A 14,320-nucleotide genomic window follows, 5' to 3' on the forward strand; every position below is an offset into this window, starting at 1 on the left:
TGGCCCACCTGGGGCTCGGTTCTAGTACGTCAGGAGGAGGTCGCGGAGGACCTGCCTCCCGAAGACTAGTGCGTCGAGCGGGACGCGCTCGTCGACGCCGTGGAACATCGCCGGGAAGTCCATCGAGGCCGGGAGCTTGAGCGGCGCGAAGCCGTATCCGGTGATCCCGAGGAGGCTGAGGGCCTTGTTGTCCGTGCCCCCGGAGAGCATGTACGGCAGCACCTCGGCGTCGGGGTCGTGCGTCCCGAGGGTGGCGACCATGGCGTCGACGAGCGGACCGTCGAACGGGTTCTCGAGGCCGACGTCCTGGTGCACGATGCGCACCTCGACGCCCTCGCCCGCGAGCTCGCGGACGCGCGCGAGCACCTGGTCCTCCTCGCCCGGGAGCACCCGGATGTCGACGAGCGCCTCGGCGGTGTCGGGGATCACGTTGTGCTTGTAGCCGGCGGCGAGGAGCGTCGGGTTCGTGGTGGTGCGGAGCGTCGCGGCGATGAACTTGGACGCCGTGCCCGTGGCGATCGCCAGGTCGTCCGGGGTGACCTGCGTCGGGTCGGCGCCGACGATGCGGGCGATCTCGTCGAGCAGCTGACGCGTGGTGTCGGTGAGGTGGACGGGCCACTCCTCCATGCCGATGCGCGCGACCGCGCCCGCGAGCCGGGTGACGGCGTTGTCGCGGTTGACCTGCGAGCCATGGCCCGCGGTGCCGGTGGCGACCAGGCGGATCCAGATGAGCGCCTTCTCCCCCGTCTGCAGCAGGTACGCGCGCTTGCCCGCCAGGTCGATCGAGTAGCCGCCGACCTCGCTGATGGCCTCGGTCGCGCCGGCGAACCACTCGGGGCGGTTCTCGACGACGTAGGCGGAGCCGAGCACGCCGCCGGCCTCCTCGTCGGAGAAGAAGCCCATGATGAGGTCGCGCTCGGGTGCGCGGCCCGAGGTGATGATCTCCTGCAACGCGGTGATCATCATCGCGTCCATGTTCTTCATGTCGACCGCGCCGCGGCCCCAGAGCATGCCGTCCTTGATCACGCCGCCGAACGGGTCGACGGACCAGTTCGCGGGGTCGGCGGGGACGACGTCGAGGTGGCCGTGCACGACGAGCGCGGGCTTGTCGCGGTTGCGGCCCGGGATGCGCGCGAGGACGCTCGTGCGACCGGGCGCCGCGTCGATCAGCTCCGGCTTCAGCCCAAGGTCCAGCAGGTGCTGCTCGACGTACTCGGCGGCCTCCGTCTCCCCCTCCGACCGGCCCTCGCCGTGGTTGGTCGTGTCGAACCGGATGAGGTCGCGGGCGATCCGGGCGGTGGCGTCGAGGTCGTCGGGGAGCGTGTCGGTCATGGGTCCACGCTATCGAGGCCGGGCACGGGCGTCCGGCCCGCGGGTGGTCGAGAGGCCTCCCGAGCCGTGCTAATGTCGTCTCTCGGCAGCCGGAGACGGCGGGCCGCACATCCTGTCCGGATGGCGGAATTGGTAGACGCGCTAGCTTGAGGTGCTAGTGCCCGTATTAGGGCGTGGGGGTTCAAGTCCCCCTTCGGACACACACGAGAGCCGGTCGGATCCTTCGGGATCCGGCCGGCTCTCTCTTTCTCCTCGTCGCCGCGGGCGACGACCGCGCGCCCGTTCCCGGGCTCCTCGGCCGGCGTCGGGCTACAGTCGCACTCGGCCCGCACGAGGCCACCGGACCCGAGAGCGAGATCGCATGACCGTCGTCGACAGCGCCGTGTACGTCCAGGGGGTCCGCACCGCGGATCCGGAGAGCCTCGACGAGACGTTCGAGGTGCTGCGCGAACGCCGGGGCCTCGCCTGGATCGGCCTCTACCGGCCGGACGCCGACGAGCTCCGCCACGTCGCGGACGAGTTCGGGCTGCACCCGCTGGCCGTCGAGGACGCCCTCACCGGCCACCAGCGCTCGAAGATGGAGCGCTACGGCGACACGTGGTTCGTCGTCCTCCGGCCCGCCCGCTACGTCGACGCCGACGAGCGCGTCGAGTTCGGCGAGCTGCACGTGTTCGTGGGCCCCGACTTCGTGGTCACCATCCGCCACGCCGAGTCGCCCGACCTGTCCGCCGTCCGCCGCCGCCTGGAGGACGACCCCGAGCTGCTCGGGCTCGGCGCCACCGCCGTGCTCTACGCGATCCTCGACCAGGTCGTCGACGAGTACGGCCCCGTCGCCGCGGGCCTCGAGGACGACGTGGACGAGATCGAGGACCAGATCTTCGGCGCCGACCCCGACGTCTCCCGCCGCATCTACGCCCTGATGCGCGAGGTCACCGCCTTCCAGCGCGCGACTGCGCCCCTCGGCGCCATGCTCGACGACCTGCGGGTCACCGCCGAGCGGCGCGATGTGGACCTGGAGCTCCGACGGGGCTTCCGCGACGTCCACGACCACGTCATCCGCGTCGCCGAGCGGGCCGACGCATTCCGCACGCTGCTGCAGAACGCGCTCACGGTGCACACGACCCTCGTGGGCCAGCGCCAGAACGACGAGATGAAGCGGCTCACCGAGACGAGCCTCGCGCAGAACGACCAGGTCAAGCGGATCTCGTCCTGGGCCGCGATCCTCTTCGCGCCCACGCTGGTCGGCACCATCTACGGCATGAACTTCACCAACATGCCGGAGCTGAAGTGGACCTACGGCTACCCGCTCGCGCTCGGCCTCATGGTCGTGATGGGCGGCATCCTCTACGCCGCGTTCCGGAAGCGCGGCTGGATCTGATCCCCGGGCCGGTCGGCCGTCCGCCGCGCCGATAGGGTGACGGGATGCGCGTCGTCGTCATCGGAGCCACCGGCCACATCGGGACCTTCCTCGTCCCCCGCCTCGTCGACTCCGGCCACGACGTCGTCGCCGTCAGCCGCGGCACCCGCGAGCCCTACCGCGGGTCCCCGCTCTGGGATCGCGTCGAGCGCGTCACGGCGGACCGCGACGCCGAGGACGCCGCCGGCACCTTCGCCGAGCGGATCGCGGCGCTCGCGCCCGAGGTCGTGATCGACCTCGTGTGCTTCACGCCCGAGTCGGCGCGCCACCTCGTCGAGGGGCTGCGCGGCCGCATCCGCCACCTCGTCCACGTCGGCAGCATCTGGACCCACGGCCTGAGCGCCGCGCTCCCCCTCCGCGAGGACGACCCCAAGGAGCCGTTCGGCGAGTACGGCGTGCGGAAGGCCGAGATCGAGCGGTACCTGATCCACGAGTCGCGGTCGGGCGGCGTGCCGTCCACGGTGGTGCACCCCGGCCACATCAGCGGCGGCGGCTGGCCCGTCATCACACCCGTCGGCAACCTCGATCCCGCCGTCTGGACCGCGCTCGCCACGGGCGCGCCCCTCGCCGTGCCGGGATCCGGCAGCGAGACCATGCACCACGTGCACGCCGACGACGTCGCGCAGGTGGTGCAGCTGGCCGTCGTGAACCGCGAGACGGCCGTGGGCGAGAGCTTCCACGCCGTCTCCGAGCGCGCCCTGTCCGTCCGCGGTTTCGCCCACGCCGCCGCGGCCTGGTTCGGCCGCGAGCCCGAGCTCGAGCACCTCGACTGGGACGGCTTCCGGGCGCGCACGGACCCGGAGCACGCGGACGCCAGCTGGGAGCACCTCAGCCGCAGCCACGTCGCCAGCATCGAGAAGGCGCGGGACGTGCTCGGCTACGCGCCGCGGTACACGAGCGAGGAGGCGGCCCGCGAGGCCGTCGAGTGGATGGTGCGGTCGGGCGAGCTGGACGTGCCGCTCCCCCGCTGAGCGCGCGAGGATACGACGCCCCCGGCGTCCCGGCTCCCGCCGCGCGACGTCAGACGAAGCGCGCGTCGAGCACGAGCCGGGTGCGGACCGCGAGCAGGCGCTCGGGCTCCATCGCGGTGAGGCCGGGCAGTCCCTGGGCGACGTGGTCGGCCAGCAGCGTGCGCGCGACGGCGTAGGCCGGGATCGCGTGCGGGTCGTCGGCGCCGTGCAGGACGACCGGCGCCGCGCCGAGCACGCCCGAGGGGAGCGACAGCACGAGCCCGACCACCGGCACGTCCATCTCCCGGGCGAGCGCGCGCGCTCGGGCGTCGAGGCTCCGGAGGACCCCGGCGCGCGCCGCGGGGTCGGTCGCCGCGGCGGATCCGCCGGGCACCGACTCGACGGCGACGAGCCCCTGCGGCCCGAGCACCAGGTGGTCGACGGCGTCGCCCGAGCGCGGCACGGCCACGCTGTTCCAGAACGCGTACGACGGCCCGAGCTCCATGAGCTCGCGCGCCGTCTCCTCCTGGGCCACGGCGGCGCGGAGGGCCGCGGCCGCCTCCTCGGGGACCTCCGCGACGAGGTCGGCTGCGTAGGCGTCGGCCTCGAAGCGCCGGCGGAGCCCCTCGAGGCGCGTCAGCCGGTCGCTGTAGGCCGCCATCAGGTCGGGGTAGGCGCGCAGCGCCCGCTCGTGCGCGAGCACGTCCTCCTGCAGACGTCGGGCGGCGACGCGACGCGGCTCCTCCGAGCGGAACCAGGCGCGGCCGAGGGGGCCGGCGAGGGCGAGGCCCGCGCTCGCGCCGAGGACCGCGCCCGCGAGCGCGCCGATCGCCCCGAGGCCCGCGACGAGCAGCACGACGGCGAGGACCACGGCGAGCACGGGCGGGGCGACGGCGCGCGTCCGCCGCACGTACGGTCCGGGCTCGGGCGACAGCGCCGGGCCGCCCCGCGGCGGGACGGGCGTCGCCGGCACGACGGGCTCGGCGGGATCCGCCAGCCACTCCCGCACGAGCGCCAGGTAGCGGAGGCGGGCGAAGCCGCCGGGGTGGCCGAAGCTGCGGGTGCGGGCGGCACCGCGCTGCCGGGGCGCTCCCGGGCGGCCTCGGCGCGCGGCCGGATCCCAGGCCGGTCCCGCGGTCGACTCCGGGTGCGCGGGGTGCGCGCGTCCCGCGTCCTCGGGGGCGGCGGGAGCGTCGCGGAGGGTGCGCTCGTAGCGGGCGCGGCTCTCGGGATCGCCGACGGCCTCGAACGCGTCGCGCACGGCCTGGAACTCGTCGGCGCTCCCGCCCATGTCCGGGTGGGCGGCGCGGACGCGGCGGCGGTAGGCGCGGCGGATCTCGTCCTGGGACGCGGCCGCGTCCACGCCGAGCACGGCGTACGCGTCGGCGTCGCGCGACGGGACGGGCATGGGACTCCTCGCGGGCGCCGGTCGGGCGGCTCCCAGGATGCCGAGCGTAGGCGAGGTCGCCTGGGCGACGCCCGAGCGCCGGATGCACGCCCCGCGCACCTCTCGACCACGGGCGCGCCCGCCCGCGCCGCGCGCGTGATACCACCTGCCACGCCGCGCCCGCGAACTTCGCGCCTCCCGGCAAGCCTGCGTAGGGTGTCCCCCGCCGACGCCCCTCCCGGTGACCGACCGACGCAGAGGAGACCGACATGTGGGACTTCCTGTCCGCCCGAGCCGACCAGATCGCCTTCTCCGCCTGGCAGCACCTCAGCCTCGTGGTGCAGTGCCTGGTGCTCGCCACCCTGATCGCCGTGGGCATCGCGGCCGCCGTGTACCGCAGCCGCCCGCTCACGTCGCTCGCCAACAGCGTGTCCGCCGTCGGCCTCACGCTCCCCGCGTTCGCGCTGGTGGGACTGCTCATCGCGCCCCTCGGCTTCGGCGTGCCCCCCGCGGTCGCGGTCGTCACGTTCTTCGCGACGCTCCCGATCCTCCGCAACGCGGTGGTGGGGCTCGCGGGCATCGACCCGACGATCGTCGAGTCGGCGCGCGGGATCGGCATGGGGCGGATGCGCACGCTCCTCCGCGTGGAGCTGCCGCTCGCCTGGCCCGTCATCCTCGGCGGCATCCGCGTGTCCGCGCAGATGGTCATGGGGATCGCCGCGGTCGCCGCCTACGTGCTGGGACCGGGGCTCGGCGGCTTCATCTTCTCCGGGCTCTCCCGGCTCGGCGGCCAGAACTCCACCGAGTCCGTCCTCACCGGCGTCGTCGGCGTCGTCCTGCTCGCCCTCCTGCTCGACCTCGTCCTCGTCGGCATCGGCCGGCTCACCACACCGAGAGGCATCCGTGTCTGAGACCACCACCACGACCCCCGGCACCCCCGAGATCAGCGGCCGGTCGATCCTGCTCGACCGCGTCACCAAGCGCTACCCCGGCCAGGCGAAGCCCGCCGTCGACGGCATCACGCTCGAGATCCCCGCGGGGAGGATCGTGATGCTCGTCGGCCCCTCCGGCTGCGGCAAGACCACGACGCTCAAGATGATCAACCGGCTCATCGAGCCCACCGAGGGACGCGTGGTCCTCGGCGACGAGGACGTCACGGGGATCGACGGCGACGAGCTGCGGCGCCGCATCGGCTACGTGATCCAGGCCGGCGGCCTCTTCCCGCACATGACGGTGGCCGCCAACATCGCCGTCGTGCCGAAGATGCTCGGCTGGGACGCCGCCCGGATCCGCGCCCGCGTCGACGAGCTGCTCGAGCTCGTCTCGCTCGACCCCGAGCAGTACCGCGACCGCTACCCGAAGGAGCTGTCCGGCGGACAGCAGCAGCGCGTGGGCGTGGCCCGGGCGCTCGCCGCCGACCCGCCCGTGCTGCTCATGGACGAGCCCTTCGGCGCCGTGGACCCGATCACGCGGCAGCGGCTCCAGGACGAGCTGCTGCGCATCCAGGCCGAGCTGCAGAAGACCATCGTCATCGTCACGCACGACTTCGACGAGGCCGTGAAGCTCGGCGACTGGATCGTCGTCTTCGCCGAGGGCGCGCGCATCGTCCAGTACGACACCCCGGAGCGGATCCTCGCGGAGCCCGCCGACGCGTTCGTGGAGGAGTTCATCGGCTCCGGCGCCGGGCTCAAGCAGCTGACGCTCCGGCGCGTGGACGAGGTGCCGCTCGCCTCCGCCGTGATCGCGCACCCCGGCGACGCGGCGCGCGACGTGCTCGCCCGCATGGACGAGGTCGGCCACGGCCACGCGGTGGTCGTCGACGCGCGCGAGCGCCCCCTCCAGTGGCTGTCCCGCCGCCAGCTCGGCCGGCTCGAGGCGGTCGGTCGGGTCCCCGAGCCGCGGCTGCCCGTGATCGGCGCCCGCGCGACCCTCAACGACGCCCTCGACACGATGCTCGTCTCGAGCGCCGGCGCCGCGCTCGTCACCGGACGCGGCGGCGCCTTCCTCGGCGTGATCGACGTCGAGACGGTGATGGACGCGATCACGAGCGCCCGGGCCTCGGCCGCCGACGGCCAGGACGACGCGCCCGTCGGGACCAACACCGGCACGATCGGCACGGTCGGCGCCGACGCCGAGCGGGCCGACCCCGCCGCGTCCGCCGCCGCCGCGTCCGACGTCGCGGAGGGGCCGGGCGCATGAGCATCGCCCTCGACGCCCGCACCGGCGTCCCCCGCGGCGCGAGCACCTGGCGCGGGCTCGTCGCGCAGCCCGTCGCCATCGCGGTGGTCCTCGCGGGCTACGTCGCCTGGCTGCTGATCGCGCCGCTCACCGCCGTGGAGCGCACGACCCTCGCCCCCGCGGCGCTGGGGAAGGCGACCCTCGAGCACCTCGTCCTCACGTTCACCGCCGCCGCGATCGTCCTGCTGCTCGCCATCCCGCTCGGGGTCCTCCTCACGCGCGCCCGCTTCCGGCCGTTCTCCGCGCCGGTGCTCGCGGTCGCGAACCTCGGGCAGGCGGCGCCGGCGATCGGGCTCGTGGTGCTGCTCGCCATGGCCGTGCCCGACGGCTTCACGGCGAGCCTCGTCGCCCTGGTGCTCTACGCGGCGCTGCCCGTCCTCCGGAACACCATGCTCGGCATCCGCGGCGTCGACGAGCGCCTCGTCGAAGCCGGCCGCGGGATGGGCATGAGCCGCGTCGCCGTGCTGTTCCGCATCGAGCTGCCGCTGGCCGTGCCCGTGATGCTCGCCGGGATCCGCACCGCCCTCGTGCTCCTCGTCGGCACCGCCGCCCTCGCCGCGTTCGTGAACGGCGGCGGCCTGGGCGTCCTCATCACCACGGGCGTGAGCCTCTACCTCTACCCCGTCCTCGTCTCCGGGGCCCTCCTCATCGCGCTCCTCGCGCTCGCCATCGACTGGCTCGGCCGCATCGTCGAGCACGTCGCCCGCCCGAAGGGACTCTGACCGTGCCGCTCCTCCCCCGATCCCGCCGCCGGCGCCGCATGCTCGCGGCCCCCGCGCTCGCCGTGGCCGCGCTCGCGACCCTCACCGGGTGCGGCCTGCAGCCCGCGACCGCCTACGTGCCGGACGCGGCGCCCGGCTCCATCCGGCCGCTCGACCTGCCGCCGGGCGCATCGCTCACGGTGACGTCGAAGAACTTCACCGAGCAGCTGATCCTCGGCAAGATCGCGGTCATCGCGGCGAAGGCGGCGGGCTTCCAGGTGACGGACGAGACGAACGTGCCCGGCAGCGTGCCCGCGCGCGAGCTCATGACGAGCCATGGTGCCGACATGACGTGGGAGTACACGGGCACGGCCTGGCTCAGCTACCTCGGCGAGAAGTCCGGCATCCCGGACCAGCGCGCCCAGTACGAGGCCGTGCGCGACGCGGATGCGGCGAACGGGCTCACCTGGCTGACCCCCGCGCCGCTCAACAACACGTACGCGCTCGCGATGCGCAGCGAGGAGGCCGACCGGCTCGGCATCACGAAGCTGTCGCAGATCGCGGACCTGCCCGTGGACCAGCGGACGTTCTGCGTGGAGGCGGAGTTCAACTCCCGGAGCGACGGGCTGTCGCCGCTGCTGGAGGCCTACGGCATCCCGCGCGGATCCGCGGACGGCGTGCCCGACGGCAACGTCTCGATCTTCGACACCGGCGCGGTCTACACGGCGGCCGACCGCGGCACCTGCCAGTTCGGCGAGGTCTACACGACGGACGGGCGCATCGACAAGCTGGGCCTCACGATCCTGCAGGACGACCTCGGGTTCTTCCCCGCGTACAACGTGGCGCCCGTGCTCGACAGCGCGACGCTCGCCGAGTACCCGGGGCTCGAGGACGTGTTCGACCGCATCTCCCCCGAGATCACCGACGACGCGCTCCGGAAGATGAACCTGGAGGTGGACGACCAGGGCGAGGAGCCCGCGGACGTCGCCTACCGCTTCATGGTCGACCACGGCTTCGTGACCGCGCCGTAGGCCGGCGTCGCCGGGGACGTCAGCTGCGCATCCACCTGCGGAGCTGCCCGCCGGACCACGACCGCGCCCGCTAGCTGCGCATCCACCTGCGGAGCTGCCCGCCGGACCACGACCGCGCCCGTCAGCTGCGCATCCACCCGCGGAGCTGCCCGGCGGACCTTGACCGCGCCCGCTAGCTGCGCATCCACCTGCGGAGCTGCCCGCCGGACCACGACCGCGCCCGCTAGCTGCGCATCCACCTGCGGAGCTGGTCGATGCGCTGCTGCAGCTGCGTCACGCTGCACTGGCCGACCGCGGGCCCGCCGCAGACGCGCCGGAGCTCCGCGTGCACGAGCCCGTGCGGCTCGCCGTGCAGCTTGGCGCGCATGCCGACGAGGCTGTTGAGGAGCTGCCGCTGCTCCTTGAGCGTGCGGTACAGCGGGATGTCGTCCGGGTCCTTGGGGGCGCCGCTCTCCGCCTGCTTGCGCTCCCGCTCGCTGGCGTGCTTGGACTGCCGGTGCTGCCGCTGGGCGAGGAGCTCACGCACCTGCTCGGGCTCGAGGATCCCGGGGAGCCCGATGAACTCCTCCTCCTCGAGGCTGCCGACGTCGGCCATCTGCCCGAACTCGGCGCCGTCGAAGAGCACCTTGTCGAAGGTGGCCTCGGAGCCCATCGCCTCGAAGGAGAACTCGCTGAGGAGGGAGTCGGACCCCTTCTCGCTGCGGTTCGCCTCGCCCATCATGGCGTCCTCGGGGTTGTAGAGGTCGCCCTCCTTGGAGGAGTCGCGGTCGAGGGCGTGGTCGCGCTGGCGCTCGAGCTCGTTGGCGAGCACGAGGAGGTTCGGGACGCTGGGCAGGAAGATCGACGCCGTCTCGCCGCGGCGGCGGGCCCGCACGAAGCGGCCGATGGCCTGCGCGAAGAACAGCGGGGTGGACGCGCTGGTGGCGTACACGCCGACGGCGAGGCGCGGCACGTCGACGCCCTCGGACACCATGCGCACCGCGACCATCCACCGCGAGGTGCCGGCGGAGAAGCGGTCGATGTTCGCGCTCGCCTCGACGTCGTCGGAGAGGACGAGGGTGACGGGCTGGCCGCTGAGGCGCTGGAGGATCGCGGCGTAGGCGCGCGCGGTGGTGTGGTCGGTCGCGATGACGAGGCCGCCCGCGTCCGGGATCGACTGCCGCACCTCGCTGAGGCGGCGGTCGGCCGCGGCGAGAACCTGAGGGATCCACTCCCCGTCCGGGGCGAGCGCCGTGCGCCACGCCTGCGAGGTGATGTCCTTCGTGTTGCCCTCGGCGAGCTGCGCCTCCATCTCGTCGCCCATCTTGTTGCGCCAGCGCATGCTGCCGGCGTAGGCGAGGAAGATGACGGGCCGGACGACGCCGTCGGCGAGCGCGCGGCCGTAGCCGTAGTCGTAGTCGGTCTGCGAGAGGCGGACGCCGCGGTGGTCGCGGAGGTAGCTGACGAACGGGATGGGCGCCGTGTCCGAGCGGAAGGGCGTCCCCGTGAGCGAGAGGCGGCGGGTCGCACGCTCGAAGGCCTCGCGGATCGCGTCGCCCCAGCTGAGCGCGTCGCCGCCGTGGTGGACCTCGTCGAGGATCACGAGGGTGCGGCTCGACTCGGTCATGGTCTTGTGCAGGTACGGGTTCGCGGCCACCTGCGCGTACGTGACGGCGGCCCCGTGGTAGTGCCGGCCGAGGGCGCCGGAGCTGTTGCTGTACATCGGGTCGAGGCGCACGCCCGCGCGCGCCGCGGCGTCGGCCCACTGCTTCTTGAGGTGCTCGGTGGGCGCGACGACCGTGATCCGGTCGACGGTCTTGCGGTGCAGCAGCTCGGAGGCGAGGCGGAGCGCGAACGTGGTCTTGCCGGCGCCCGGGGTCGCGTTGGCGAGGAAGTCGCGCGGCTCGTTCTCGAAGTAGGCGGTGAGGGCCTCCTCCTGCCAGGCCCGCAGCTTGCTGACGGTGCCCCAGGCGGCGCGCTCCGGGAAGGCCGGCGAGAGGTGCTCGGCCGCGGCGGATCCGACGTGCGGAGGAGGGGACGGCAGGGTGCTCACTCGACCTCACGATACCCGCCCGCGACCGTCGGCCCGACGGCTCGCGCCCCCGTCGGGGAGGACGGCGGGAGCGGATCCGCACGGCCGTCGGCGAGGCGTCCCGGCGCTCCCCGTCCGGCGGATCCGGAGCCCGGCGGACGGCCGGGCGCGTCGCCTCCCCTGCCCCTCGGCGCACGTCGACCGGCTGCCCGGCGTGCGCTCAGACCGGGCGCCCGGCGGGCCCGAGGAGCGCCGTCGCGAGCGTCTCGGCGGCCTGCCGGTCGCTCGGCGGGTGGAAGCCGCCGGCCAGCGCGTCGCGGTGCAGGCGGCCGAGCTCGTCGCCCGTGCGGAACGCCGATCCGCCGACGACGCCGACGGCCGCGCGCACGACGTCCGCCGCGGTGCGCGTGGCGCGGGCCTTGGCGCCCACGAGGAGCGACGGCCACCGGTCGCCGTGGTCGACGCCGCGGTCCACGTCCTCGGCGAGCGCCCGCAGCTGCGGGGCGAGGGCGTCCTGCTGGAGGGCCGCCTCGGCGACGAGCGCGCGCACGGCGGGGTCGACGGCGAGGGACGCTCCGCCCGCGGCGTGGGAGGTCCTGCTCCGCGCGGACGCGACCGCGAGGTCGAGCGCGCGCCGGCCGAGCCCCGCGTACACGGACGCGATCAGCAGCTCGAAGGCCTGGAGGACCGCGAGCGCGAAGGGGTCGTCGCGACGTCCCGCCTCGCGGCGGCGGACGACGTCGGCGGCGGGGGCATGCACGTCGCGCAGCTCGACGCTGTCGCTGCGCGTCGCGCGCATGCCGAGGGTGTCCCAGTCCTGGACGATCTCGAGGCCCGGCGCGTCGCGGCGCACGAACGCGTGCACGAGGAGCGGCCGCTCGGGATCGGCGTCGTCCCGGCCGAAGAGCCCGAGCCGGGTCCACGCGGGAGACATGCTCGCGGACGCCTTCGTGCCCGTGAAGTTGTAGCCGCCCGTGCCGTCGGGCACGGCGCGCGTGCGGGCGTCGCCGAGGCCGGCGTCGTTGCCGGGCTCGCTGATGGCGAAGGCGAGCACCTCGCCACGGGCGGCGTCCTCGAGCACGCCGCGGAGGGAGTCGTCGCCGCGGTCGGCGAGGATCCGCGCGACGGCCGTCCAGACGAGATGCATGCCGACGCCGAGGGCCGTCGCGGGAGCGGCCTCCGCGAGGAGCGACTGGCAGCGCACGGCGTCCGCGAGCGAGGCGCCGGATCCGCCGAGGTCGCGCGGCACGAGGAGGCGCAGGTACCCCGCCTCCCGCAGCTCCGCCAGGTCCTCCGTGAAGAAGGCGGCGCGCTCGTCGTAGCCGGCGGCCCGGGAGCGGATCCGCTCGAGCAGGGCGTCGTCGAGGAGCGCGTGCGGATCGAGCGGGTCGGCCGGCGTCATGCGCCCATCCTCCCCCGGGCAGGCGGCAGCCCGGGGCCCGGATCCCGCCGCTCAGCCGGCCGACAGGACCAGCGCGTTGCCCCACGGGTCCTCGAACGCGAGCGCGCGCCCGTCGTCCCGCGTGGCCACGCCCGCGTGGCGGAGCCGCGCGTCGACGGCCTCGACCTCGTCGCGCGTGGGCACCTCGATGCGGACGGTGCCGAGCCCGAGCGTCGCCGGACGCCGACCCGCGCCGCGGCTGTTCCAGGTGTTCATGGCCATGTGGTGGTGGTACCCGCCGGCCGAGACGAAGATCGCCGAGCCGTGCCAGCCGGCGACGAGCTCGAAGCCGAGCGTGTCGACGTAGAACGCGCTCGCCGTCTCCGTGTCGCCCACCTGGAGGTGCACGTGCCCGATGCCGGCCGCGTCGTCCGCGGGCGAGGCGACGGGCGCGAGCTCCTGCTGCAGGTAGGCGTTCGGGTCGAGGCGGAGCGAGCCCATGACGACGTGCCCGTCCTCCCACGTCCACTCGTCCCGCGGGCGGTCGGTGTAGAGCTCGACGCCGTTGCCCTCGGGGTCGGTGAAGTAGAACGCGCGGCTCACCAGGTGGTCGGCGCTGCCCGCGTACGTGCCGGGCGCGCGACGCGCGACGGAGGCGACCGAGCGCGCCAGGGCCGCGGGGGTGTCGAAGAGCACGGCCGTGTGGAAGAGGCCCGCGTCCCCGGGGCTCGGCAGGTCGAGGCCGTGCCCGGTCTCCAGGATCACGGCGGGGGCGCTCCCCCGGCCGAGCGTCGCGGACCCCCGGCCCTCGGCGACGAGGTCGAGGCCGACGGCGTCGCGGTAGTAGGCGGTCATGGCGTCGAGGTCGCGGACCAGGAGGGTCACGGGCCCCATGGTCGTGTCGGCGGAGAGCAGGTCGGGCATGGGTCCTCGGGTTCGCTCGGGGTGGATCAGGTTGCTTGAGGGCTCAACCAACTCGTCGCCGCGGTCATTCCCGCGCCCCGTACGCGAGTCCCGGCGCGAGGCCGTTCCTATGATGGGATGCGCCCCACCCGGAAGGAACCGCATGACCCAGCCCCACCCCTGGCGCCGCTACGTCGCCCTCGGCGACTCCTTCACGGAGGGCATCGGCGATCCCGAGCCGGGCAGCCCGGGCGGGCACCGGGGCTGGGCGGACCGCGTGGCCGAGGTGCTCGCGGATCAGGTCGAGGGCTTCTCCTACGCGAACCTCGCCATCCGCGGACGGCTCCTCGCGCAGATCGCCGACGAGCAGGTCGAGCCGGCCCTGGCCCTGCACCCCGACCTCGTGTCCCTCTCCGCGGGCGGCAACGACATCCTCCGGCCGGGCGCCGACCCCGACCGGCTCGCGGACCGCCTCGACGGCATGGTCGCCCGGCTCTCCTCCGAGGGCGCGACCGTGGTGCTCTTCACGGGCACCGACGTCAAGTTCTCCCCCGTGTTCGGGCGCCTCCGCGGCAAGGTCGCGATCTACAACGAGGACATCCGCGCGATCGCCGCCCGGCATGACTGCATCGTGGCCGACCAGTGGTCGCTCACCGAGATCCAGGACCCGCGCATGTGGGACGTCGACCGGCTGCACCTCGCGCCGCTCGGCCACCACACGGTGGCGCGCATGGTGCTCGCCGCGCTCGCCGTGGAGAACGACCTCGAGCCCCGGAAGCCCGAGCCGCTCCCGGCGCGCACGTGGCGGCAGGCGCGCGCGGGCGACATCGACTGGGCGCGGTCCTACTTCGTGCCGTGGGTGCTGCGGCGGCTCCGCCACCAGTCCTCCGGCGACGGGCGCACGGCCAAGCGGCCGGACGCCTCGCCGTGGACGCGCGTCGACGCGGGCGGCTGACCCGCGACGCCGGT

General features: G+C 74.4%; 12 protein-coding genes and 1 tRNA gene. 8 read left to right on the top strand and 5 right to left on the bottom strand.

Annotation, left to right across the window (positions count from 1 at the left end; all coding sequences use genetic code 11):
• Window positions 1–21: 21 nt before the first annotated feature.
• Window positions 22–1,332: a M20/M25/M40 family metallo-hydrolase gene (locus tag FGG90_RS04715; RefSeq protein WP_094129852.1), complete on the bottom strand. Its 1,311-nt coding sequence runs from the start codon at window positions 1,330–1,332 to the stop codon at window positions 22–24.
• Between the two features lie 114 nt (window positions 1,333–1,446).
• Between FGG90_RS04715 and FGG90_RS04720 the strand changes: the two genes are divergently transcribed.
• The 3 genes from FGG90_RS04720 (at window position 1,447) to FGG90_RS04730 (ending at window position 3,720) form a co-directional block, all read left to right on the top strand.
• Window positions 1,447–1,532: transfer RNA gene (locus FGG90_RS04720), tRNA-Leu, on the top strand.
• A gap of 161 nt (window positions 1,533–1,693) precedes the next feature.
• Window positions 1,694–2,710, top strand: coding sequence for a magnesium and cobalt transport protein CorA (locus FGG90_RS04725; protein WP_094129849.1), 1,017 nt, complete (start codon window positions 1,694–1,696; stop codon window positions 2,708–2,710).
• Between the two features lie 44 nt (window positions 2,711–2,754).
• Window positions 2,755–3,720 carry an NAD-dependent epimerase/dehydratase family protein gene (locus FGG90_RS04730; protein WP_094129846.1) on the top strand — a complete coding sequence of 322 codons (966 nt, stop codon included), beginning with the start codon at window positions 2,755–2,757 and terminating at the stop codon, window positions 3,718–3,720.
• Window positions 3,721–3,769: 49 nt separating this feature from the next.
• Here FGG90_RS04730 and FGG90_RS04735 read toward each other — a convergent pair whose 3' ends face one another.
• The gene (locus FGG90_RS04735) at window positions 3,770–5,107 is read right to left on the bottom strand and encodes a DnaJ domain-containing protein (RefSeq protein WP_094129843.1); all 1,338 of its coding nucleotides are present in this window, start codon (window positions 5,105–5,107) and stop codon (window positions 3,770–3,772) included.
• Window positions 5,108–5,355: 248 nt separating this feature from the next.
• Here FGG90_RS04735 and FGG90_RS04740 point away from each other — a divergent pair, with 248 nt between their 5' ends.
• The 4 genes from FGG90_RS04740 to FGG90_RS04755 are packed head-to-tail and all read left to right on the top strand — an operon-like array spanning window position 5,356 to window position 9,056.
• Window positions 5,356–5,997, top strand: coding sequence for an ABC transporter permease (locus tag FGG90_RS04740; protein WP_094129840.1), 642 nt, complete (start codon window positions 5,356–5,358; stop codon window positions 5,995–5,997).
• Entirely contained in the window at window positions 5,990–7,285 is a 1,296-nt protein-coding gene (locus tag FGG90_RS04745; protein WP_094129837.1) for an ABC transporter ATP-binding protein, read from the top strand. The genes FGG90_RS04740 and FGG90_RS04745 overlap by 8 nt, the downstream gene beginning before the upstream one ends.
• Entirely contained in the window at window positions 7,282–8,046 is a 765-nt protein-coding gene (locus FGG90_RS04750) for an ABC transporter permease (RefSeq protein ID WP_094129834.1), read from the top strand. The genes FGG90_RS04745 and FGG90_RS04750 overlap by 4 nt, the downstream gene beginning before the upstream one ends.
• Before the next feature lie 2 nt (window positions 8,047–8,048).
• Window positions 8,049–9,056 carry a glycine betaine ABC transporter substrate-binding protein gene (locus tag FGG90_RS04755; protein ID WP_094129831.1) on the top strand — a complete coding sequence of 336 codons (1,008 nt, stop codon included), beginning with the start codon at window positions 8,049–8,051 and terminating at the stop codon, window positions 9,054–9,056.
• A gap of 223 nt (window positions 9,057–9,279) precedes the next feature.
• On the opposite strand, the gene FGG90_RS04760 is transcribed toward FGG90_RS04755, so the two are convergent.
• From FGG90_RS04760 to FGG90_RS04770, 3 genes are all read right to left on the bottom strand, one after another.
• Window positions 9,280–11,088: a DEAD/DEAH box helicase gene (locus FGG90_RS04760; RefSeq protein ID WP_086517528.1), complete on the bottom strand. Its 1,809-nt coding sequence runs from the start codon at window positions 11,086–11,088 to the stop codon at window positions 9,280–9,282.
• Between the two features lie 199 nt (window positions 11,089–11,287).
• Window positions 11,288–12,469 carry an acyl-CoA dehydrogenase family protein gene (locus tag FGG90_RS04765; protein WP_094129828.1) on the bottom strand — a complete coding sequence of 394 codons (1,182 nt, stop codon included), beginning with the start codon at window positions 12,467–12,469 and terminating at the stop codon, window positions 11,288–11,290.
• A 51-nt stretch (window positions 12,470–12,520) separates the two neighbouring features.
• Window positions 12,521–13,372 (bottom strand): VOC family protein, encoded by an 852-nt coding sequence (locus FGG90_RS04770; protein ID WP_094129825.1) that lies wholly within the window; start codon window positions 13,370–13,372, stop codon window positions 12,521–12,523.
• Window positions 13,373–13,514: 142 nt separating this feature from the next.
• On the opposite strand from FGG90_RS04770, the gene FGG90_RS04775 reads away from it, so the two are divergent.
• Window positions 13,515–14,306 (top strand): SGNH/GDSL hydrolase family protein, encoded by a 792-nt coding sequence (locus FGG90_RS04775; protein ID WP_094129822.1) that lies wholly within the window; start codon window positions 13,515–13,517, stop codon window positions 14,304–14,306.
• Window positions 14,307–14,320: the final 14 nt, after the last annotated feature.

Origin of the sequence: Clavibacter michiganensis subsp. tessellarius, assembly GCF_021922985.1 — a bacterium.
Classification (GTDB): Bacteria; Actinomycetota; Actinomycetes; order Actinomycetales; family Microbacteriaceae; genus Clavibacter; species Clavibacter tessellarius.

Coding starts and splice junctions, on each gene's coding strand:
- FGG90_RS04730 (WP_094129846.1), top strand. CDS start 2,755: ATGCGCGTCGTCGTCATCGGAGCCACCGGCCACATCGGGACCTTCCTC.
- FGG90_RS04715 (WP_094129852.1), bottom strand. CDS start 1,332: ATGACCGACACGCTCCCCGACGACCTCGACGCCACCGCCCGGATCGCC.
- FGG90_RS04770 (WP_094129825.1), bottom strand. CDS start 13,372: ATGCCCGACCTGCTCTCCGCCGACACGACCATGGGGCCCGTGACCCTC.
- FGG90_RS04725 (WP_094129849.1), top strand. CDS start 1,694: ATGACCGTCGTCGACAGCGCCGTGTACGTCCAGGGGGTCCGCACCGCG.
- FGG90_RS04740 (WP_094129840.1), top strand. CDS start 5,356: ATGTGGGACTTCCTGTCCGCCCGAGCCGACCAGATCGCCTTCTCCGCC.
- FGG90_RS04765 (WP_094129828.1), bottom strand. CDS start 12,469: ATGACGCCGGCCGACCCGCTCGATCCGCACGCGCTCCTCGACGACGCC.
- FGG90_RS04750 (WP_094129834.1), top strand. CDS start 7,282: ATGAGCATCGCCCTCGACGCCCGCACCGGCGTCCCCCGCGGCGCGAGC.
- FGG90_RS04775 (WP_094129822.1), top strand. CDS start 13,515: ATGACCCAGCCCCACCCCTGGCGCCGCTACGTCGCCCTCGGCGACTCC.
- FGG90_RS04735 (WP_094129843.1), bottom strand. CDS start 5,107: ATGCCCGTCCCGTCGCGCGACGCCGACGCGTACGCCGTGCTCGGCGTG.